At 65.9% G+C, this 20,923-nt stretch carries 21 protein-coding genes and 1 pseudogene; 12 read left to right on the top strand and 10 right to left on the bottom strand.

Annotated elements, in window-relative coordinates; all coding sequences use genetic code 11:
• Positions 1-29: 29 nt before the first annotated feature.
• Together cobF and cobM are read right to left on the bottom strand one after the other, a co-directional pair.
• Positions 30-782 carry a precorrin-6A synthase (deacetylating) gene (gene cobF, locus NY08_RS18570; RefSeq protein ID WP_200893230.1) on the bottom strand — a complete coding sequence of 251 codons (753 nt, stop codon included), beginning with the start codon at positions 780-782 and terminating at the stop codon, positions 30-32.
• A pseudogene (cobM, locus tag NY08_RS18565) lies at positions 776-1,518 on the bottom strand (precorrin-4 C(11)-methyltransferase). The gene cobF and the pseudogene cobM overlap by 7 nt, the downstream one beginning before the upstream one ends.
• Before the next feature lie 182 nt (positions 1,519-1,700).
• Between cobM and NY08_RS18560 the strand changes: the two are divergent.
• Complete coding sequence (locus NY08_RS18560) at positions 1,701-3,872, top strand: N-acetylmuramoyl-L-alanine amidase (RefSeq protein ID WP_045197986.1); 2,172 nt, start codon at positions 1,701-1,703, stop codon at positions 3,870-3,872.
• Between the two features lie 88 nt (positions 3,873-3,960).
• Here NY08_RS18560 and NY08_RS18555 read toward each other — a convergent pair whose 3' ends face one another.
• On the bottom strand, positions 3,961-4,797 hold the full coding sequence (locus NY08_RS18555) for a Cof-type HAD-IIB family hydrolase (RefSeq protein ID WP_045197985.1): 837 nt from the start codon (positions 4,795-4,797) through the stop codon (positions 3,961-3,963).
• Between the two features lie 60 nt (positions 4,798-4,857).
• Between NY08_RS18555 and NY08_RS18550 the strand changes: the two genes are divergently transcribed.
• From NY08_RS18550 to NY08_RS18525, 6 genes are all read left to right on the top strand, one after another.
• Positions 4,858-5,889 (top strand): NADP-dependent oxidoreductase, encoded by a 1,032-nt coding sequence (locus NY08_RS18550; RefSeq protein ID WP_045197983.1) that lies wholly within the window; start codon positions 4,858-4,860, stop codon positions 5,887-5,889.
• Positions 5,890-5,946: 57 nt separating this feature from the next.
• Entirely contained in the window at positions 5,947-6,459 is a 513-nt protein-coding gene (gene msrA / locus NY08_RS18545) for a peptide-methionine (S)-S-oxide reductase MsrA (protein WP_032396445.1), read from the top strand.
• Between the two features lie 134 nt (positions 6,460-6,593).
• On the top strand, positions 6,594-7,865 hold the full coding sequence (locus NY08_RS18540; protein ID WP_045197981.1) for a YhgE/Pip domain-containing protein: 1,272 nt from the start codon (positions 6,594-6,596) through the stop codon (positions 7,863-7,865).
• A gap of 19 nt (positions 7,866-7,884) precedes the next feature.
• Entirely contained in the window at positions 7,885-8,628 is a 744-nt protein-coding gene (locus tag NY08_RS18535; RefSeq protein ID WP_045197979.1) for a CPBP family intramembrane glutamic endopeptidase, read from the top strand.
• 23 nt (positions 8,629-8,651) lie between these two features.
• On the top strand, positions 8,652-9,227 hold the full coding sequence (locus NY08_RS18530; protein WP_045200746.1) for a DinB family protein: 576 nt from the start codon (positions 8,652-8,654) through the stop codon (positions 9,225-9,227).
• Between the two features lie 369 nt (positions 9,228-9,596).
• Positions 9,597-11,018: an HNH endonuclease signature motif containing protein gene (locus NY08_RS18525; RefSeq protein WP_045197977.1), complete on the top strand. Its 1,422-nt coding sequence runs from the start codon at positions 9,597-9,599 to the stop codon at positions 11,016-11,018.
• A 75-nt stretch (positions 11,019-11,093) separates the two neighbouring features.
• On the opposite strand, the gene NY08_RS25915 is transcribed toward NY08_RS18525, so the two are convergent.
• The gene (locus tag NY08_RS25915; RefSeq protein ID WP_144407396.1) at positions 11,094-11,813 is read right to left on the bottom strand and encodes a hypothetical protein; all 720 of its coding nucleotides are present in this window, start codon (positions 11,811-11,813) and stop codon (positions 11,094-11,096) included.
• 128 nt (positions 11,814-11,941) lie between these two features.
• On the opposite strand from NY08_RS25915, the gene NY08_RS18515 reads away from it, so the two are divergent.
• Both NY08_RS18515 and NY08_RS18510 read left to right on the top strand, forming a co-directional pair.
• The gene (locus NY08_RS18515; RefSeq protein WP_235386961.1) at positions 11,942-12,625 is read left to right on the top strand and encodes a response regulator transcription factor; all 684 of its coding nucleotides are present in this window, start codon (positions 11,942-11,944) and stop codon (positions 12,623-12,625) included.
• Positions 12,622-14,073 carry a sensor histidine kinase gene (locus NY08_RS18510; protein WP_045197974.1) on the top strand — a complete coding sequence of 484 codons (1,452 nt, stop codon included), beginning with the start codon at positions 12,622-12,624 and terminating at the stop codon, positions 14,071-14,073. The genes NY08_RS18515 and NY08_RS18510 overlap by 4 nt, the downstream gene beginning before the upstream one ends.
• On the opposite strand, the gene NY08_RS18505 is transcribed toward NY08_RS18510, so the two are convergent.
• Complete coding sequence (locus tag NY08_RS18505) at positions 14,074-14,559, bottom strand: GNAT family N-acetyltransferase (RefSeq protein ID WP_045197972.1); 486 nt, start codon at positions 14,557-14,559, stop codon at positions 14,074-14,076.
• 9 nt (positions 14,560-14,568) lie between these two features.
• A complete protein-coding gene (locus NY08_RS18500; protein WP_032396453.1) occupies positions 14,569-15,309 on the bottom strand; it encodes a lysophospholipid acyltransferase family protein in 741 nt (246 codons plus the stop codon).
• A gap of 86 nt (positions 15,310-15,395) precedes the next feature.
• Between NY08_RS18500 and NY08_RS18495 the strand changes: the two genes are divergently transcribed.
• On the top strand, positions 15,396-16,265 hold the full coding sequence (locus NY08_RS18495; protein WP_045197970.1) for a hypothetical protein: 870 nt from the start codon (positions 15,396-15,398) through the stop codon (positions 16,263-16,265).
• Between the two features lie 78 nt (positions 16,266-16,343).
• On the opposite strand, the gene serS is transcribed toward NY08_RS18495, so the two are convergent.
• Together serS and NY08_RS18485 are read right to left on the bottom strand one after the other, a co-directional pair.
• Entirely contained in the window at positions 16,344-17,597 is a 1,254-nt protein-coding gene (serS, locus tag NY08_RS18490) for a serine--tRNA ligase (protein ID WP_045197968.1), read from the bottom strand.
• An 11-nt stretch (positions 17,598-17,608) separates the two neighbouring features.
• Entirely contained in the window at positions 17,609-18,001 is a 393-nt protein-coding gene (locus tag NY08_RS18485) for an ankyrin repeat domain-containing protein (RefSeq protein WP_032396456.1), read from the bottom strand.
• A gap of 34 nt (positions 18,002-18,035) precedes the next feature.
• On the opposite strand from NY08_RS18485, the gene NY08_RS18480 reads away from it, so the two are divergent.
• Entirely contained in the window at positions 18,036-19,121 is a 1,086-nt protein-coding gene (locus NY08_RS18480) for a septum formation family protein (protein ID WP_045197966.1), read from the top strand.
• Between the two features lie 13 nt (positions 19,122-19,134).
• Complete coding sequence (locus tag NY08_RS18475; protein WP_082073870.1) at positions 19,135-19,467, top strand: metallopeptidase family protein; 333 nt, start codon at positions 19,135-19,137, stop codon at positions 19,465-19,467.
• Positions 19,468-19,672: 205 nt separating this feature from the next.
• Here NY08_RS18475 and NY08_RS18470 read toward each other — a convergent pair whose 3' ends face one another.
• Together NY08_RS18470 and NY08_RS18465 are read right to left on the bottom strand one after the other, a co-directional pair.
• Positions 19,673-20,464, bottom strand: a complete 792-nt coding sequence (locus NY08_RS18470; protein ID WP_045197964.1) for a CbtA family protein — start codon at positions 20,462-20,464, stop codon at positions 19,673-19,675.
• A complete protein-coding gene (locus tag NY08_RS18465; protein WP_032396459.1) occupies positions 20,455-20,649 on the bottom strand; it encodes a CbtB domain-containing protein in 195 nt (64 codons plus the stop codon). Before NY08_RS18465 ends, NY08_RS18470 begins: the two co-directional genes overlap by 10 nt.
• Between the last annotated feature and the right edge of the window lie 274 nt (positions 20,650-20,923).

Below are 20,923 nucleotides of genomic sequence, written 5' to 3'. Positions count from 1 at the left end.
CCGCCAGGTGCCCATCGGCGGGCCCGGTGTCATCGAACGGAACGTCGGAGCAGGTAGGTGTCCATGACCCAGCCGTGCTGGGACTTGACCTGCTCGCGGGCGCTGCGGATCTCATCGAGCACGTCGTCGAGCGGACCTGCCACCAGCGTCTCGTCCACCGTTCCCAGATTGGCACCCCAGTGGATGTCCCATCCTGCGCCGGTCAGCGCGCTGCAGGCCAGGTTGCCGTCGAGCATGACCACGAGGTTGTCGAGGCCGGCGGCGACGTCGCCCGCCAAGTTTCTGCCGGTGGTGATGACGATCGGTCCGCCGATGCGGTTGAGAACGAGGCGATGACTCGCCGCCAGCATCGACACGCTGGAGACACCGGGTGTGACATCGAACTCGATGTCGCCGCGCAACGCGGCCAGCCGCTCGACGACGCGGATGGTGCTGTCGTAGAGCGCGGGGTCGCCCCAGACGAGAAACCCCACGACGGTGCCTCGGTCGAGGCCGTCGAGCACATCGGCGTAGGCGCGGGCGCGGGCGTCGTGCCAATCGAGGACCGCGGTCTCGTATTGCCGGGGTGATCGGTCCCGCGGCGGGTCGGGTACCTCGATCACCCGGTAGCTGCCGCCATGGTGACGCTCCAGTATTTCCTGCCTGGCCGCCCCGAGATCGCCGACCGATGCGCCCTTGTCGGCCACGATGAACACATCCACCGCCCGCAGCTTCTGGATCGCCTGGACGGTGATCTGATCGGGGTGGCCGCCACCGATGCCGATCAGGTGAATCCTCACGATCGGTCCCGGCACGCGTCGTACAGGTGAGATTCGGTGACGACGCGTCGAGCCAGGGCAGGCCCCACCAGAATCACCGCCGCCTGCCGCAGGTCGGCGGCCTCGACCTGGTCGGCGATATCGGCCAGAGTGCCCCGCAGAATCAGCTCGTCCGGCTTGCTGGCATGGAAGACGACGGTGGCCGGGCACTCCGGACCGTAGAACTCCGTCAGTTCCTCGGTCAGGATGCGCGTGCGGGTGATCGCGAGGTGCAGCGCCAGGGTCGCGCGGGTGGCGGCGAAGTTCTTCAGCGCCTCGGTATCGGGCATCGCCGTCGAGCGGGCCTGCGCACGAGTGAGCACCACCGACTGCGTCACTTCGGGAACCGTCAGCTCGACGCCCAGTGCGGCGGCTGCGGCCGCGTAGGCCGGAACGCCAGGGGTGACGTCCCAGGGCACGCCTGCCGCGTCGAGTCGAGCGGACTGTTCGGCCAGGGCGGAATAGAGGGACGGATCCCCGAGCACAGGCGGGCGACGTCCTCGCCGCGTTCGTGGGCGGCGACCAGCTCACCGGTGATGGCGTCGAGATCGAGCTTCGCGGTGTCGACCAGGCGGGTGCCTGCCGAGCAGTGGTCGAGGATCGCGTCGTCGATGTAGGTACCGGCGTAGACGCAGACCGGGCTCGATCGCAGGAACTCGACGGCCCGCAGCGTGAGCAGGTCGGCAGCGCCCGGTCCGGCTCCGATGAAGTGCACAGTCACAGCTCGAAAGCGTAGGTGACGCGCCCGACGCGCCGCGCCACCGGAACTTCCCGGGGATGGCTAACTGTCAAGCTAAGGTTTAGCCTTGTGTCTGATGGGACTCATGTTGCTGATGTGATTCATGTTGTTCAGCAATCGGAGATCCTACGACGCGTACCTACCAACAACCAGGGAGTACCGCCTTGCCGAACCGTCGAACGAAGCCGTCGATCGTTCTCGGTGCTGTCGCACTACTGGCCGTCGCGACCCCCTTCGCGGTCGCAGGCCTCACCGACAGCACGACAACCGGAGTTCGACCGGCCAACGAGACAACCCCCGTCACTGTGCCGACCAAGATCGTCGAGACCGCGCTGAGCGCTGCACCGGACATCGTGATTCCGCTGCAGGAGCTCACCGGATTGCCGTTGCCCGATCTGCGGCTCTCCGATCTGAAGTACCTGCCGCTGCCGGATTCCATCGTGATCCCGCCGATCGAGATTCCCGACATCCCGGGTCTCACCACCCCTGCCCCGGGCAACGCGACCGCCCAGGCCCCGATTCCTCGGGTGGACGCCTCTGCACCGGTGAACCCCGAAGCTGCCGATCCGACCGGTCCGCCGCTCGGTGCCGCCGTCAAGGAGATCACGCAGGACACCCCGTTCAGCATGGTGGCCCTGACCTCCGAGCAGCTCGACGGTGCTTCCGCTCAGATCCGCCGGCAACTGGAGGACGGCTCCTGGGGCCCGTGGCTGCAAACCGCGCCGGTCGATACCACTGCGAGCGACGCCGTTCCCGCTGCGGAAAAGCAGGGCACCGAACCGATCTTCGTCGGACTGACCAAGGCCGTGCAGGTGTTGCTGACGCCGATGACGAGCAGTGCAGCTCCCGAAAGCTTCGCAACTGCACCGGTTCCCGAGGTTCCGGTCGTCGAACTGCCTGCTCCCGGCGCTCCGGCCGAGGTTCCCGCTGCCGCGGAACAGCCCTTGGGCTACACCCCGGCGTCATCGAGCAAGCCACTGCGCCAACAGGATCCGGCTCCGGCCGATCCCGCGGCCCCGGCACCCGAGTCCGACAGCTCGGCCGAACAGCTGGCCGCGGCCGTGAACGACATCAGCGCGGTACTCATCACCCCCGGCACGTCGCCCGCCGACTCGGCACTGAGCGACCTCGCCACTCCCGTCGCCGGTGACGCAGGCCCGAACGTGATCACCCGCGCTCAGTGGGGTGCCGACGAGTCGATCCGTTGCGCCACACCGACGATCGACGACTTCATCGGTGGTGCCACCGTGCACCACACCGCAGGCAGCAACGACTACTCCAAGTCCGAATCGGCCGAAATCGTCCGAGCCATCTACGCGTACCACGCGCAGACGCTCGGCTGGTGCGACATCGGGTACAACGCCATCGTCGACAAGTACGGTCAGATCTTCGAGGGCCGCGCGGGCGGTCTGGACAAGCCGGTTCAGGGTGCCCACGCGGGCGGGTTCAACGAGAACACCGTCGGTGTGGCCATGATGGGCGACTACTCCAACGAGGATCCCTCGCAGGAGACCATCGATTCGGTCGGCAAGTTCCTCGGATGGCGACTGGGCAAGGCCGGTCTCGACCCCAAGGGCACCACCACGATGACCTCGGAGGGAACGAATTTCACGTTCGTCGGCAAGGGCAAGAGCATCGACCTGCCGGTGATCTTCGGCCACCGCGACGTCGGCAACACCGAATGCCCGGGTGACGCCGGATACGCGCGGCTCGGAGAGATCCGCGACATCGCTGCGGCGAACCTCGGCGGCGGCGGAGATGCCACTCCGGTCTCGCCCGACGTGACCGACACAGCTCCCGATACCGCAGTGACCGACGCGGCACCGTCCCGTCCGGGCACCGACGTCAGTTCCACTCTGGGCGAGAACATCCCGGCCCTGGTCGCCGAGTTGCAGCGTCTGGCGTCGACCAGTCCCGTCGCTCAGAAGTGGTTGTCCTCGGGCGGCGAAACCGGTGCGCTGGGCGTACCGGTGAGCGGTCTGGTGCAGGTCAGCGGTGGCCGCGAGAAGGCGCAGTTCGCCAACGGTGAGATCATCACCAACATGGCAGGCCAGGCCGTGGCCGTCATCGGCAAGATCTTCCAGCAGTACGTGCAGCAGGGTGGCGTCGACGGCGTGCTCGGTCTGCCGCTCACCGACGAGTTCCGGGTGCCGGAGGGCCTCCGGACCGACTTCGAGAACGGCTCGCTGATCTTCAACGAGCTCACCGGAATCGTGACCACGGTGATCAAGACGTACAACGACACCTACAACGCGGAGATGCAGAACCCCGTTGCAGCACCGGTGGAACCGGCCCCTGTGCCCGCTCCCGCACCGGAGCCCGCACCCGCAGGCTGAGATTCACCAGGGAAATGGCCGAGTCACCGTGGTGACTCGGCCATTTCGCGTTCCGGTACTACACCTTCGTGCCCAGCGTGGCGACGCGTCACCACCAGCGTTCGAGGACGTGCGCCACTCCGTCTTCTGCGTTGGTGACGGTCACCTCGTTCGCCGCCGCGACGGCAGCCGGATGCGCGTTACCCATCGCGACACCCAGTCCCACCATCGTCAACATCGGGACGTCGTTGGGCATGTCGCCGAAGGCCACGATGTCCTTCACGTCCACCGACAGGGTCTCGGCGACCTTGGCCAGACCCGACGCCTTGGTGATTCCCGGTGCCGAGAGCTCGATCAGTCCGTTGTCGGTGGAGAACGTCAGGTCGGCGCGACCGGAGATCAGCGGGGACAGGATGTCTGCCATGTGTCCGCTGGTGGAGCCGGAAAGACGAATCAGCAGCTTGACGGCCGGAACGTCGACCACATCGTCCTCGGTCATCTCGACGTTGTCCGGGTTCAGCCAGGCGTGCTCGTAGCCCGGGGAGCTGACGAACTGCGGGGTGGCCGAGTCGTGTGCCGTCCGGCCCACCCGCTCCGCGGCCAGCCCGCAGCCCGGCAGTGCGCGATAGGCGACGTCGGCCAACCACTGCAGTGTCTGCACCGAGAGCGTCTCGGCGCTGAGCACGCGATCGTTGGCGGCGTCGTAGATGACCGCTCCGTTGGCGCACACCGACATCGGCGCGTATCCCAACTGATCGACGACGGGGTGGATCCACCGCGGCGGGCGGCCGGTGGACAGCACGAACGGCACGCCGTCGGCGACGACGGCCGACACGGCACGCCTGGTGCGTTCGGTGACACGCTCGTGCTGGTCGAGCAGAGTGCCGTCGACGTCGCTGGCGACGAGACGGGGGGCGAGGCGGGTGGTGTTCGGCGCGTTGGTCATCGTGACGTCATTCTGCCCTAGTGTCGAGGTGACCTGTCTTCGACGTGGAAGGAACGGTAGATGACATCTGTGAACCGTCAGATCCGATTGGCTCAGCGCCCGGTGGGACGTCCCGACGAGTCGACGTGGAACCTCACCGAGGAACCGATTCCCACGCCGGGCGACGGCGAGTTCGTCGTCACCGTCGACTACGTCTCTCTCGACCCGGCGATGCGGGGCTGGCTCAACGATGCGCGCTCGTACGTACCGCCCGTCGGGATCGGCGAGGTGATGCGGGCGCACGCCGTGGGACGGGTGCTGGAATCCCACCACCCCGATTATGCTGTCGGAGAGATCGTTTCGGGCTCGTTCGGCGTCACCGAGCACGCACTGTCGGACGGCACGGGGGTGCAGAAGGTCGACGAATCCATCGCACCGGCACCCACGTGGCTCGGAGCGCTCGGCTTCCCGGGACTGACGGCGTACTTCGGCCTGATGGACGTCGGCAAGCTCACCGAGGGCGACACCGTGGTGATCTCCGGAGCCGCGGGCGCCGTGGGCAGCATCGCGGGCCAGATCGCAAAAGCCAAGGGAGCCACTGTGATCGGCATTGCGGGTGGTCCCGAGAAGTGCGCGTGGCTCACCGAGGAACTGGGTTTCGACGCAGCGATCGACTACAAGAACGAGTCGGTGTACAAGGGCCTGAAGGCGGCTGCACCCGAGGGCATCGACGTGTATTTCGACAACGTCGGCGGTGAGATCCTCGACGCGGCCCTCTCACGGCTGCGCAAGGGAGCGCGAGTGGTGTTGTGCGGAGCCATCTCCGGCTACAACGCCACCGATCCGCAAACCGGCCCGGCGCACTACCTGTCCCTGTTGATCAATCGGGCGTCGATGACGGGCTTCATCATCTTCGACTACCTCGATCGCTACCAGGAGGGCATCGACGCACTGTCCGAACTGCTCACCAGCGGCAAGATGACGGCGCGGGAGCAGATCGAGATCGGCGGCGTCCCCGCCTTCGGATCGACACTGAACCTGCTGTTCGACGGAGCCAACACCGGCAAACTGGTCCTCGAGGTCGGAGAACGCACCCACGATTCGGAATTATGAGGACGCCTCGTTCGTTGAACCCCACGTATCGATCGATAAAGAGCTAGGAGAGCAACGATGTCTGCAGCCACCGAAACCGCCATTCTCGCCGGAGGATGCTTCTGGGGAGCCGAAGAGCTCGTCCGCAAGCTCCCGGGCGTGATCTCCACCCGCGTCGGCTACACCGGCGGCGAGGTCCCCAACGCGACCTACCGCAATCACGGCAACCACGCCGAGGGACTGGAGGTCGTCTACGACCCCACCCAGACGACGTACCGCGATCTGCTCGAGTTCTTCTTCCAGATCCACGACCCCACCACCAAGAACCGTCAGGGCAACGACATCGGTGCCAGCTACCGCTCGGCCATCTTCTACCTCACCGACGAGCAGAAGCGCGTCGCTGAGGACACCATTGCCGACGTCGACGCGTCGGGACTGTGGCCGGGCAAGGTCGTCACCGAGGTGACCGCGGCCGGAGATTTCTGGGAAGCCGAGCCCGAGCACCAGGACTACCTGCAGAAGTACCCCGAGGGTTACACCTGCCACTGGGTCCGCCCGGAGTGGAAGTTGCCGCGTCGGGCCGACGCCTGACGGTCCAGCGGCTGGGGGCCTGCGGTCGTTCCGCAGGCTCCATCCCGGTCTCGTAGCAAGAGTCGAACTACCGCGCACACGGGAGCCGAACTTGCGACACTGATGCGGTGACCTCCGACAGAACCCCTCGGTCGATGGCCGACGTCCTTCGTTCGCCGCGTTTCTGGCTCGCGCCCATCCTGGTGGTCTCGACCCTGATGTCGTTTCTCGCCGCGCTGTATCTAGGCGGCGTGCTCGACCCCAGGGGCAATCTGCACGACCTACCCATCGCGATCGTCAACCAGGACGAGGGCGACACCCTCGCGGGCGAGCAACGCAACATAGGCAACGACATCGTCGAGGGTCTGCTGCAGAACGTCGATCCGGAGAAGGTCGATTTCAGGGAAGTCGGACCGGCGCAGGCACAATCGCTGCTGTCGACGGCCGAGGCCTACGGTTCCATCGTCATTCCCAGCGATTTCACCAAGCGAATGGGAATCCTCGCTCAGGCGAGCGTGATTCCCGGGGACGTCGAGAAGCCGATCATCACGGTCTACACCAACCCACGTGCGGGCAGTTTCGGAATGTCACTCGTGACCGGTGTCGCAACACCGGCGTTCGAGTCGGTCAATGAAACTGTGGGACAGCAGATCACCGAACAGGTACGCCAACAGCTCGGCGAGACTCAGCTCGCCGGTGCAAGTGCTCTCACCCTCGCGCAGCCGATCGATGTGATCGTTGCGCAATACGATCCTCTGCCCGACGGCACCGGCGGTGGCCTGTCCGCCTTCTACTACGCGCTCTTGCTCGTCCTGGCGGGCTTCACCGGTGCGACCATCGTCAGCGCACTCGTCGACGGCCTACTCGGATTCACGCCCACAGAGATCGGTCCCAAGTACATCCATCGCGGACCGACCCTGATCAACCGCTTCCGGACGCTGCTCGTGAAGTGGCTCGTCATGGTCGTACTGGCCATGCTGGTGTCTGCCCTGTATCTGCTGATCAGTCATCTGCTCGGTATGCCGATCACCCACGCCTGGACCCTGTGGATGTACGGCGCGTTCGCGATCACCGCGGTCGGCATCACGGCATTGGCGGTGATGTCCGCGTTCGGCACGGCAGGACTGCTGATCAATCTGATCGTGTTCATCATCCTGGCGTTGCCCTCCTCGGGTGGCACCATTCCCCTCGAAGCCAGCCCGCGGCTCTTCACCTGGCTCGCGCAGTTCGAGCCGATGCATCAGATCTTCCTCGGCACCCGCTCGATCCTGTACTTCAACGCCTCACTCGACGCAGGCCTGCTGCACTCGGTGGGGATGACGTCGCTCGGACTGCTCATCGGGCTCGTGTTCGGCGTGGTGTTCACCCGCATCTACGACCGCAAAGGCCTCGACCGAAGCCTCGATTCACCGGGCGCTCTCAGCTGACGCCAGTACACTCGCTCCAATGCTTGCTGTGAACACGGCCGGGAGCGTGGCGCCACGACGCGCCTTCCACGCTTACCTCGACGTCGCCATCGTCGTCCTCGTACTCGTGGGCACCAACCTCATCGCGCACTTCACCACGGTGTGGGCCAGTATCGCGACGGTTCCGATCGCCGCTGTCCTGCTGGTCGTCCTGGCGAACCGTCGCGGTCTGGGGTGGGCCGAACTGGGACTGTCTCCCAAGCAGTGGAAGACCGGATCTTTGTACGCACTCGGAGCCGTCGGGATCGTCCTCACCGTCGTCGCGATCGGTGCGTTGCTGCCGCTGACTCGGCCGTTCTTCATGGCCGACCGATACGCAACCGTATCCGCCGCCATCGTCGCGTCGATGATCGTCATTCCGCTGCAGACCGTCATCCCGGAGGAACTCGCATTCCGCGGGGTTCTGCACGGCACGTTGGGACGCATCTACGGAGCTCGCGGCGTGTTCGCTGCAGGATCTCTACTGTTCGGTCTGTGGCACATCGCGTCGTCGCTCGGGCTGACGGCGGGCAACGTGGGGCTGAGCGGGTTTCTCGGCGGCGGGCTGTTCGGGCAGATAGTCGGTATAGCGCTGGCCGTGGTGGCCACTGCGGCGGCGGGTGTGGTGTTCACGTGGCTGCGCAGCCGTAGCGGAAGTTTGATCGCCCCTATCGCCCTGCACTGGTCGTTGAACGGACTCGGCGCGCTGGCTGCCGCTCTGGTCTGGCACGCGTCGGTGAGCTGACGAGCGTGGGCGAGCCGACCAGCATGAAAGACGAGCTGCACCAGTACCTGCGGATCGCCCGCGAGAACATGCTGTGGAAGCTCGACGGTCTCACCGAGTACCAGAAACGACGGCCGATGACGCCGACTGGGACGAATCTCCTGGGCTTGATCAAGCACCTGGCGATCGTCGAGTACGGCTATTTCGGCCTCACCTTCGGCCGCGAATTCCCGGCCCGATTCACCGAACTGGAGAAATCAGCTGTCGCGCAAGCGAACTCCGATATGTGGGCCGCCGCCGATGAACCCTCCGAGTTCATCGTCGACCTGTATCGCGAGGCCTGGCTTCACGCCGACAAGACCATCGAATCGAACGACCTCGACACCGTCGGACGCGTACTGCACTGGCCCGCCGAGAAGCAGGAAGTCACGTTGCACCGTGTTCTGGTGCATGTGTGCATCGAAACGAATCGACATGCCGGGCATGCAGACATCGTGCGCGAGCTCATCGACGATTCCGTCGGGTTGCGACTGGGGAACGAAAACATGACCGACGGCGACGCAGCATGGTGGGCCGCCTACCGAGATGAACTGGAACGTGTTGCCAGAGAAGCTGATTGATAGTTCATCCGAAGATATGACGGACTGAAGTACCAGTTCGTTCGAGATACGCACCCGCGGATTCCAGTCGTACAGAGGAATCGACGCGGACATCTTCTGCCGACGGTTCCCCGTCTATAGATGGGTAGTGCGTGATGCGGCAGAGTTCTACATCTGGTGCGGACCGTTCGACGCCTCAGGCGTCGGTGATCGACTGCCCGAGGGCGTACGGGTAAGCCGCAAGGGCGGCAGATCGCACGCGTACGACGGCGTGGCGGTCCGATACCACACCCCACCGACAGGTTCTGGATAGCGAATAGTTAAGCAGGACAATAGTTTTCGGTTGCACTATGGTTGCCAGTCGAACGCGCGTTCGATACACTTGCTCCCATGACCGCAGCGATCTGGCAACTGAGCGAGAGTGAACTCCTCGCCGACGCCGCCGCGGTCTCCCACCAGATTCAGTTGTTGGAGGCCCGCCGCATCGCCCTCGTCGCCGAGATCGACACCCGCGTGAGCCGGGAGAAGCTCGGTTTCCCCGGCCCCGCCGGCTGGCTGACATCCACCACCCTGCTCTCACCGTCCAAGGCCACCAAGATCGTCGCCCTCGCCCGCGGACTGAAGAACTTCCCCGACATCGCCGACGCCGTGAACACCGGCAGCATCACCGTCGACCACGCCGCCTTGATCCTTACCTTCGCCGAAACCCCACCCAAGAACCTCCCCCCAGCAGGCCAGGACATAGCCCGGAAAGCGATGATCACCGCTGCCACCGGACCCGAAGCACGCACAGGCCGCATCCGGGAAGCGATCACCAAACTCCACGACACCTACGGCGGAAAGACACCACCCGCCGACGACACCGACCGCAACGAATTCTTCGCCTCCAAGACCTTGAACGGGCGGCTGGTACTCAGAGGAGACTTCGATGCGATCACCGGCGAGAAGCTGCTCACCGCACTCTCACCGTTGACCGAACCACGACCCGCCGCCGACGGCGCCGAGACACCCAAAACCGGAGACGATCGCAGCCCAGCCCGGCGCAGAGCCGACGCCTTCGGACACATCCTCGACCAGTACCTTGCCTCGAGTGATCGACCCATCGAAGGCGGTGAACGCCCGCACCTGAACCTGCACATCACCCTGCGCGATCTCACCGACCTCCGCGACAATGCCGACCCAGACGACATCGCCGACGACGAAACCACGCGCGCTGCAGCCGAATCCGACACAGAAGCAGGCGATCCGGTCGACATCAACACCGGTAGCCCCATCATCGACGACGCACCAACCGAGCCGGACAACGGCAGTGGCAGTGGCAGTGACCGCCGTGCAACGGATCGCGGCACATACAGGGACCTGTTCGGCGACGGCACCACCGTCGGGTGGCTCCCCTGGATGGGACCACTCTCCCGCAACACCTCCCTCCAACTCGCCTGCGATTGCGTCCTCACTGCGATCGTCATGGACGAGAACGGCTCCCCGATCAACCTCGCCCGCACCGCACGCACCGTCACCGCCAAACAACGCAAAGCCCTCATCGCCCGCGATCACGGTTGCGCTTTCCCCGGCTGCGGAAAACCCGCCGCCTGGACCGAAGGACACCACATCCGGCACTGGGGCGACGGCGGACCCACAGACATGAACAACCTCGTCCTACTGTGCGGATTCCACCACCGACTCCTCCACCACTCCGACTGGGAAGTCTTCATCGGCACCGACAACCACCCCTGGTTCATCCCACCGGCAACCGTCGACCCGTACCGACAACCCCGACCATCCCACGCCCGAGCAGGCCCCCACATCGCCTGACCCGCGCACCACACAAGCCCACAGACGACCCCAGCCCCGCACCGAGAACACGGTGCGGGGCTGGAAGAGATTGATTCAGGAACCCGAGGGAGCTGCCGGCGGTGCGGGCGGAGTCGCGCCATCGGCCGGAGCAGGCGGTGTCATGCCGTCGCCCTCAGCACCCGGAGTGGGCGGAGCAGGAGGCGTCGCACCGTCGGCCGGAGCAGGCGGCGTCGCACCGTCAGCCGGGGCAGGCGGCGTCGCACCGTCAGCCGGGGCAGGCGGCGTCGCACCGTCAGCCGGAGCAGGCGGCGTCGCATCGTCAGCCGGGGCGCACAGAGGAGCCGGTCCACCCTTGCCCGGGCCACCCTCACCCGGGCCACCTTCAGCTGGTCCACCCGGTGCACCCTTGCCCGGACCCCCGGCGGGCGGTGCAGGCGGAGTGGCCCCGTCCGCCGGTGCCGGAGGAGTTGCGCCGTCCGCAGATCCTGGCGGTGTAGGAGCGGCGGGCACCGTCGATCCGTCACCGGAGTCCGGGGTTGCCGGCACCGCAGGTACATCCGACCCGCCACCGCCGTCGGTCCGCTGTCCGAGGGTCGACGACGACGCCACCGAGGAGACTCCGGGTGAGACGTCCGGACCGGTGGCAGCGAAGACTGCCGACGCCACCAGCGCTCCTACTGCGAGTCCCGCTGCGGCCGTCGCCACCATCGGAACCCGTCCCTTCCACCGCTTCGGTTGGGTCTCTCGAACCGCGTTCCCGGGGACTGGCTCCGGGTTCGATGCGGCGGGGATCGGTTGAGTCTGATCGTTCACGTTCACTCCTTGTTCGAGTCTTTGTCGTTCGTTTCGGTCTGTCATCGACCCTGCCGCCGCTAGCTGAAGTCACCCTGAAGCCGGCCGCATCTTCAGGATCACTTCAGCTGGTGGGTGACAATCGAGGCATGACATACAGTTCCGCTCCCCGGGTGATGGTGGTGGAGGACTCGCTACCCATCCGAGAGGCGCTGGTGGCCGCGTTCGAGGACGCGGGATTCACCGCTGCGTCCTTGCCCGACGGTGACGACTTCGACACCACGATGGCAGGCTTTCGCCCGGATGTCGTGATTCTCGACGTCATGCTGCCCGGTGCGCGGGACGGGTTCGCGTTGATCGACGTCGTCCGCCAGAGCAGCGATGCAGGAATCATCATGGTCACCGCGAAGGATCAGTTGGAGGACCGCCTGCGCGGATTGAGCGACGGCGCAGACGACTACGTGGTCAAGCCGTTTCAGCTCGACGAGGTGGTCGCGCGAGCGAGATCGGTGCTGCGTAGACGCGGCAGATCCTCGGACGCAATCCAAGTGGGCGATCTGTTGGTGGACGAATCCGCGGGGGTCGTCACGCGCGCCGGTCACGTCCTCGACCTGACGGCCACCGAGCTCCGGTTGGCGACGTTTTTGGTCGCGCAGCGCGGACGCACGGTCTCCAAAACGTCCATCCTCGAATCGGTCTGGGGCTACGGCGCGTACGACGGCAACCTGGTGGAGGTGCACATCAGTGCGTTGCGTCGCAAGATGGAAGCCCATGGGCCACGGTTGATCCACACTGTCCGCGGCCTCGGTTACGCTCTGCGGGCCCCGCAGTGAACCGCACACCCACGCCCTCGTTGCGTACCCGCGTGGTCGCCACCGTCGTCGTGCTGTTCGCAATATTGCTGGTGATCGTCGGTTCGTCGGTCGATGTCGTTCTCGGTCAACAGCTTCGGCGTGATCTGGAGGCTCGGTTGACCGACAGGGCATCCCGTGCGGTCGAGCTGGTGGACAGCGGCGTCGGGCCCGGCGATCTGGTGCAGGCGTTGCAGGGCGACGCCATCCGGGTTCGCGTCACCGCCGCGGACGGCACGGTATACGGCGTACCCGGCAGCGGACCGCCCGGCCCGGATATCAGGCCCGCGACCCCGGCTCCGCCCGCCGGCCAGTCGAAGGCTCCCAGCCCTCCCGGTCCACCCGATCCTCCTGCCCCGCCGTCGGATTCGTTGGAAATCACCGAGCCCCTGCCCGATGGATCGACGCTGTCACTGCTCGGCGACACCACCGCGATCGCAGATGTGCGCCGACAATTGCGCATTCTCATGGTGGGTGCCGGTGCAGTCACTCTGCTACTGGCCGCCGCCGCATTGATCTACGCGGTCAGGCGCGCCTTGTCCCCCCTGGACTCGATGACGTCGGTCGCACGCCGAATCACCAACGGCGACAGAGGGCGACGGCTACTGCCGTCCAAGCCGAAGACCGACCTGGGCCGCACCGCATCGGCCGTCGACGAGATGCTCGACGCCCTCGAGGATGCCGAGCGCAAGGAAGCTGCGGCAGCCCAGTCGGCGCGTCGGGCAGAGGAGGACATGCGCCGATTCCTGGCCGACGCGGCACACGAATTGCGCACACCCGTGGCCGGGATCTCGGCGCTGGCCCAGTCGTTGCAGCGCGACGCGGAGCACCGCCCCGATCGGGTCGGCAGGTGGAGCGAGTTGCTGGTCGGCGAGTCCGCCAGGGCCTCGCGCCTGGTGGGCGACATGCTCGATTCCGTTCGTGCAGAGAACACTTCGGAGCTGGAGTTGTCCGACGCGGATCTCGCCGACGTGGTCCGACGCACCGTCGAGCGTGCTGCACTGCTGTCCCCGCAGGTCCGGTTCGAGGTCGACGCCTCGCAACCGGTGCCGGTCAGGGTGGACGTCGGCCGCATCGAGCAAGTTCTGTCGAACGTACTCGACAACGCCGCTCGCTTCACGCCGCCGGACGGTAGCGTCCGAGTGACGACAGGAACCGATTCACAGGCGTTCGTCACCGTCGACGACGACGGTCCCGGTGTCGCCGAAGCCGATCGTGAGCGGATCTTCGAACGGCTCGTGCGGCTGAATGCTGCGCGTGACCGTTCTTCCGGCGGCGTCGGGCTCGGGTTGTCCATAGCGCGCACACTGGCGCGCGCTCATGGCGGCGAACTCGTCTGTGCCGCAGGGCCTACCGGCGCGCGGTTCCGACTGACACTTCCTGGCCCCACGGGTCGTTCCGCGGGCTCCACTCCGGCGAACCACCGATAGCTACTCGACGATCAAGTCCATCAACAGGCTGTCGTGCCAGCCGCTCGGGCCCTTCTCGTATCGACGCATGATCCCGACCGGCTCGAATCCGACTGCGCTGTAACAGGCTATCGCTGCCGCGTTGTCGGCAGCGGGGTCGATCACCACACGATGATGCCCCAGTTCGGCGGTCAGGTACCGCACCAGCGTGCCCACGGCATCCTTTCCGACGCCGCGGCCGTGCACTGCCGGGTCGAGGAAGATATCGATCGACGCGTGCCGGTACATCGGATCGGTCTCTTCGCCGTACTGGATCAATCCCACTGGTGCGCAATCCAATTCGACGACCAGACGCTTCTCGTCGGGGTTGTCGAACGGCCAGTTCTCGTCGGCGTCCTCGTCGCCCCATCGCGCGTACACCTCGGGGGTGTGCAGTATTCGGCGTAGCTCCGGCACATCCTCGGTGGTGACGGGCCGCAACACGACCTGTTCACCACGGAGGTTCATCGCGTGGCTCTATTCGGCCCGCTTGGCCGCACGCGCGGCGAGGTCCTGGGCATCGAGCTTGTCTGCCTCTTCGAGGGTCGGTGCGCTGCCGCCCAATCGCGCAGGCACCCAGTAGGCCCCTGGCTCGTGGTGATAGTTCTCCTGAAGTTCGAGCAGCATCTTCTGCATCACCGTGCGCAGCTTCTCGGTCAGTTCGTTCGGCGGACCGACCGGCGGCAGCGGTTCACCGACGGCGATCGAGATGGGAGTGTTGGTGCGGCCCAACCGTTTCGGGTATCCCTTGGTCCACACGCGCTGCGCGCCCCAGATGACCGTCGGGATGATCGGCACGCCTGCCTCGATGGCCATGCGCGCTGCGCCGGACTTGAATTCCTTGATCTCGAAGCTGCGGCTGATGGTTGCCTCCGGGTACACGCCCACGAGTTCACCGTTGCGCAGGCTCTGGACCGCCGACTTGTACGACTCCGCACCGGCCCCTCGATCGACGGGGATGTGCCGCAGTGCACGCATGATCGGGCCGGAGATCTTGTTGTCGAAGACTTCCTTCTTCGCCATGAATCGGATGTAGCGCTTCACCCGTCGTGGCGGTAGCCCGGCGTAGGTGAAGTCCATGTATCCGGTGTGGTTGACGGCGATGACGGCTCCGCCGGTGGCAGGGATGTGTTCCTCGCCCTCGACGTCGAATTTCAGGCCCTCGAACGCGAACACTGCACGAGCGATGCCGATGACTGATCGATAGACGGGTTCCACAGTCCGTTAGCGTAGTCGGTGGACGATGTCGGAGAAAAGGTCCGGGAGATGACAGGTCCGGTCGAAAGCAACGGGGGAGAAACGACGTGAAGAACAGTGCGGCACCACCACGGCGGACCAGGGTCGTCCGGACCGCGCTGCCGCTGATCGCAACGCTCGCGCTGGTGGGAGCCTGTGATTCCGCAGTCGGACTGCCGTCCGAACAGTCCGGAGCCTCGAGCACCACCACCGAGACAGCGGCGTCGACGACAACTCCGACCACAGCCTCCGCGACCACCGCGACGCCCCCACCGATCCCGCCAGGCCCACCCGTCGGCGAGGTTCCCGGAAACCCCGCTGCCGCGATGGCGCTGCGTCCGTTCGTGGGCGACCTCACCGGCGGCGGAATCGGCGTCGTCACGGTGCGGTGCTGGACGGTTCCGCCCACCGACATTCCGACGATGTACGTCGACACCGCAGCGATCCTCGCTGCCGTTGCCGCCCCCGGCGTCGACGGCCAGTACGCGGTCACCTGGACCGGGCCCACCGCAACGGTCAGCGTGAAGCGCAGTGAGATCGCGTCCGGCTACGCGTGCCCCACCGTCTACCCCACCGGCACCGCCCCCGTGTTCGACGCGGCAGACGCGGTCTACACCGTCGATCGCTACCTGGGACGTCTCGCCGGGACTCCGGTCAACCTCGGCGATGTGGAAGAGACGTACCCGATCGTGTGCGACGGCCGTCGGACCTGGGATGCGCTCGGGACCGGCGTTCCCACTGCCCCGCCACTGGTGGACAATCCCGACATCCTGCCCGGCATCACCTCGTTCGACCCCGACAGCGTGTTCGTCACCGGGCAGAACGGCATCTACACCCAGGTCAACGCAGACATCATCGACGCATCCGGGGTGTACCAGAACCGCACGTTCGTACTGGCCATCGGCGGCGAGGGCTACTGCATCGGCGATATCGCCTGAGCCGACCGGACTAGCGCAGGAGTGGAGCCTGCGGAACGACCCAACTAGCGCAGGAGTGGAGCCTGCGGAACGACCCGACTAGCGCAGAACATCCGTTCCGACGAAGGGCACCAGGGCCTCGGGGACGCGGACGGTGCCGTCGGCCTGCTGGTGGTTTTCGAGGATCGCGACGATCCAGCGGGTGGTGGCGAGGGTGCCGTTGAGCGTCGCCGCGGTCTGGGGCTTGCCGTTCTCGTCGCGGTAGCGCACGCCGAGGCGTCGGGCCTGGAACGTCGTGCAGTTCGAGGTCGAGGTCAGTTCGCGGTAGGCCTGCTGGGTGGGAATCCAGGCCTCGCAGTCGAACTTACGAGCTGCCGAAGAGCCGAGGTCTCCGCCTGCGGTGTCGATGACGCGGTAGGGCACCTCGACGGCGGCGAGCATTTCCTTCTCGTATTCCAGCAACTTCTGGTGTTCGGCGGCTGCGTCCTCGGGCTTGATGTAGGAGAACATCTCGATCTTGTCGAACTGGTGCACTCGGATGATGCCGCGGGTGTCCTTGCCGTAGCTGCCCGCTTCGCGGCGGAAGCACGACGACCATCCGGCGTACCGCTTCGGGCCGTCGGCGAGGTCGATGATTTCACCCGAGTGGTAGCCCGCGAGGGCTACTTCGGAGGTGCCGACGAGGTAGAGGTCGTCGGCTTCGAGGCGGTAGATCTCGTCTGCGTGTGCGCCGAGGAATCCGGTTCCCGACATGATCTCCGGCCGCACCAGCACCGGCGGGATCATCATGGTGAACCCGTTCTTGACGGCTTTCTGCGCGGCGAGCTGCAGCAATCCCTGCTGCAGCAGCGCGCCGTAGCCGGTCATGAAATAGAAGCGCGAGCCGGAGACCTTGGCTCCACGTTCCATGTCGATGAGGTTCAGTGACTCGCCGAGGTCGAGGTGATCCTTGGGCTCGAAATCGAACTCCGGGATCTGCCCGACGGTCTCGAGCAGCACGAAGTCGTCCTCGCCGCCTGCGGGCGTGCCGTCCTGGACGATGTTCGAGATCGCGCGATGGGCCGTGTCGAGGGCTGCGTCGGCCTCGGTTTCGGCGACCTGGGCCGCCTTCACTCTGGCAGCGAGCTCCGACGCTCCGGCGAGCAGCGCGGGACGGTCCTCGGCGGAGGCCTTGCCTACCTGCTTTCCCAACGCTTTCTGCTCGGCGCGCAGCTGATCGCCCGCCAGCACCGCAGCGCGGCGGGAGGCGTCGGCATCGAGAAGTGCGTCGACGAGAGCGGGGTCCTCGCCTCGGGTGCGCTGCGAGGCGCGCACTGCATCGGGATTCTCGCGGAGGAATTTCAGGTCGATCACGAGAACGAACCTTACTTGCCGAGCAACCCCAGGTAGTCCTCGCGTCCGAACATCGTGGCGGCATCGATTGCCGACGGGTGACCGCCGTGTGGATCGGCTCCGCCGTCGACGAGCACGCGCACCACGTCGTCCTCACCTTTGAAGACCGCGCCCGCGAGTGGGGTCTGCCCTTTGTCGTTGGGCTTGTTCACATCGGCACCGCGCTCGACCAGCGCACGCACCGCATCGGTGTGTCCGTGGTACGCGGCGAGCATGACCAGCGTGTCACCTGATTCGTTGTGCAGATTCACCGGAACGCCTGCGTCGACGTAACTCGCCAGAGCGGCCGCGTCACCGGTGCGGGCCATCGTGAACAGTCGGCCGGCGAGCTCGCTGAGGTCGTCGTCACCTGTTGGGTCGCTCATGAGGACCGAACATACTCGGGCATGATGGAGGGTGATGTCCGGATACGAAACAGACTCTCCGCCGAGCGAGAAGTCTCGGCGAACACTGTCTGCAACCACAGCTCGACGCGGGCTGGCCATGGTTGCGGTCGGTGCGGTGCTGGCCGCGGGCGCGACGGTTTTTCTCTCCGACGGGTTCTCGACGCCCGAGAAGATCACCACCCATGCGACGGCCGGTGGGCCTGCGACCGATGGCCCCGTTTCGGCGTCGTCCTTCGGTGCCGCCGATCCGGGCGCATGCTTGCAGTGGACGCCCACCGACGATCCGGAGACGGACCGACAGGATCTCGCCGAAGTTCCCTGCGCCGATCCCCATCGCTTCGAGGTGGCTCGCGACATCGACATGAGCGTCTACCCCGGCGTCGAGTTCGGTCCGGGGTCGCCGTATCCCGGTTCCATCCGGTTCAGCGAACTGCGCGACGAACACTGCGAGGCCGCCGTCGACGACTACGTCGGAGCCAAGTTCGATCCCAACGGACGCTTCGGCGTCGGGCTGATGTTCCCCAGCCAGGCCGGGTGGGCCAAGGGTGAGCGGACATTGCGCTGCGGAGTGCAGATGCCGTCGAACACCGGTGCGCTGATGGAGATGACCGGCTCGATTCTCGACCAGGACCAGTCGAAGGTCTGGCCGACCGGCACCTGCGTCGGCATCAACCAGAACGTGCCTGCCGATCCGGTGGACTGCTCGGCACCGCACGCGTACGAGGTGGCGTCGGTGATCAACCTGACGCAGCAGTTCCCCGGCGGACACCCGTCCGAGGCCGACCAGGACGCATACCTGGAAGCCACGTGCACCGACGCCGTCAATGGCTACCTCGGCTCGGACACCGCACTGCGAGACAAGACGCTCACCCTGTTCTGGGACACCATCGACGTCGCAAGTTGGCTCGCCGGTAGCAGGCAGGTGACGTGCTCGGTGGGCAAGGAACTCGATTCCGGCGGCTTCGCGACCATCGTCGGTACCGCCAAGGGCGACATCCTCATCAACGGTGCAGCTCCCGTCCCGCCGCCCTCCGCTCCCGACGGCCGCGCATTGCCGACACCACTGCCCGGTGCCGCCCCGATCACCACCGGAGGGTGACATTCCCACCCACATGACGCGCGTCGACTTCGAGGAAGCCGTGTCCGACGCACTCGACACCCTGCCGCGCGAACTCACCGACTTCATGAACAACGTGGTGGTTCTCGTCGAGGAGGAACACCCCACCGAGGACATCCTCGGACTGTACGAGGGCATCGCACTGACCGAACGCTACGAGTACAGCGGCCACCTACCGGACGTCATCACCATCTACCGCAAACCGATCCTCGAGATGGTCGACGACGAAAACGAGGCCCGACGAGAAATTGCGATCACCGTCGCCCACGAAATCGGACATCACTTCGGCATCGACGACGAGCGACTGCATCAACTCGGATTCGGCTGAGCTCACTCACTCCCCCTCACCCGGATCGCTCACCCTCGACCGGTTCACCCTCGCACCGCTCACCCCCGGACGCGTGAATGGACCATTGCACACGTCTGAGCGGTGCAATGGTCCATTCACCCCGGCCGACCTTGCCGGCCACACTGCGTCAATGGCACTTTGCACACGTCTGAACGGTGCAATGGTCCATAGACGCAGAACCGGGCTACGCCGCGACGGCCTCGCGGCGGATCGGGCGTACTGCGCGGTCGGTGAGGAACGCGAATGCCAGTCCCAGAGTCAGCCACAGGGTCGCCTGGGTGGCCAGGGACGACAGTCGGAATTCCCAGAGCAGGGTGGCGGGGAAGTCCGAGCCGACCTCGTTCACACCGGGCAACAGTGCGTACCCGATGCCGACGATGACCAGGAACGCGAGCAGCGGCGCGCCGACGCGTATCGCCACCGAATGCTGCGATGCGACCACCTTGGCGATGTAGATCCCGATCGCGACGGCCAGCACACCGAGAATCACGGTCGCCAGCCACAGCCAGGTGCGCTGGGTGATGGTCTCCGGATCGCCGACCGCGGGCGGGTTGGCCGGGTACTTGAAGAACGGCACCGCTTCGATGGCCACCCATCCGGCACCGGCCCCGACGAGGGCCAGTACCGATCCCGGCAGGGAGCTGAAGCGTCGCCCGTAGTGCAGTGCCGAGGCGAAGATCGCGCCCAGGGCAAGGCCTGCGAGTCCGGTGGCGAGGAACAGTCCGACGCGTTGTCCGTCGCGACTGACGAGCGGGTCCTGGTCCCCGTGCGAATGTGCGGCAGGGGCGCTGTCGGTGTGATGGTCGTCACCGGCTGCTTCTTCGATGGCGATGGCCGAGTCGATGTGCGGTTCACCGACGACGTAGGCGACGGCTCCGGCGAGCAGGCCTGCGAGGAGTCCGGCGAGCAGACCTCGCACCAGGAGTTGGACGAAGGTGCCCTGCAGCGTCGGGCCGTGTGTGTCGGTCAGTGGCATGGCAGGCCCAGCAGGTGGCGGCCGTCGTGCATCAGTTCGTGCATGTACATGCCACTGCGGGAGATCGCGCCCTGATCGAAACCGACGAGGTAGAGCACGACGAAAGCGAGCAGAATCGTTGCGGCGACGATGACGGCAAGGGCAGCCGACTCCGTCGTATTACTGGGTGCGTGAATGATTGCCATGGTGTGTCCTTCTGGGATATGCGTCCCGTAGTCCCCGCTCGAAAACGGGGACGGCCATGCGATGAACGAGTTTTCTGACTCTCGAATTCGGACATATGCCCGACGTCGATCACAGTGGCGCAACCGCTCCGGATTTTCACCGGATTACCTGCGTACATCGCGTCTAACCTGCGAACTGTGGCACCGAACGCGATGCTGTGTCAATCGCTGTCCCGATCCACCGCAGCTCGATGCCCCAATGGCACGGTGCCTGCGCCACAACCACACGGTGCCT

This window comes from Rhodococcus sp. B7740 (assembly GCF_000954115.1).
Classification (GTDB): domain Bacteria; phylum Actinomycetota; class Actinomycetes; order Mycobacteriales; family Mycobacteriaceae; genus Rhodococcoides.
Note: the sequence above shows the minus strand (reverse complement) of the source record. Positions and strands in the feature narration are given on the sequence as shown.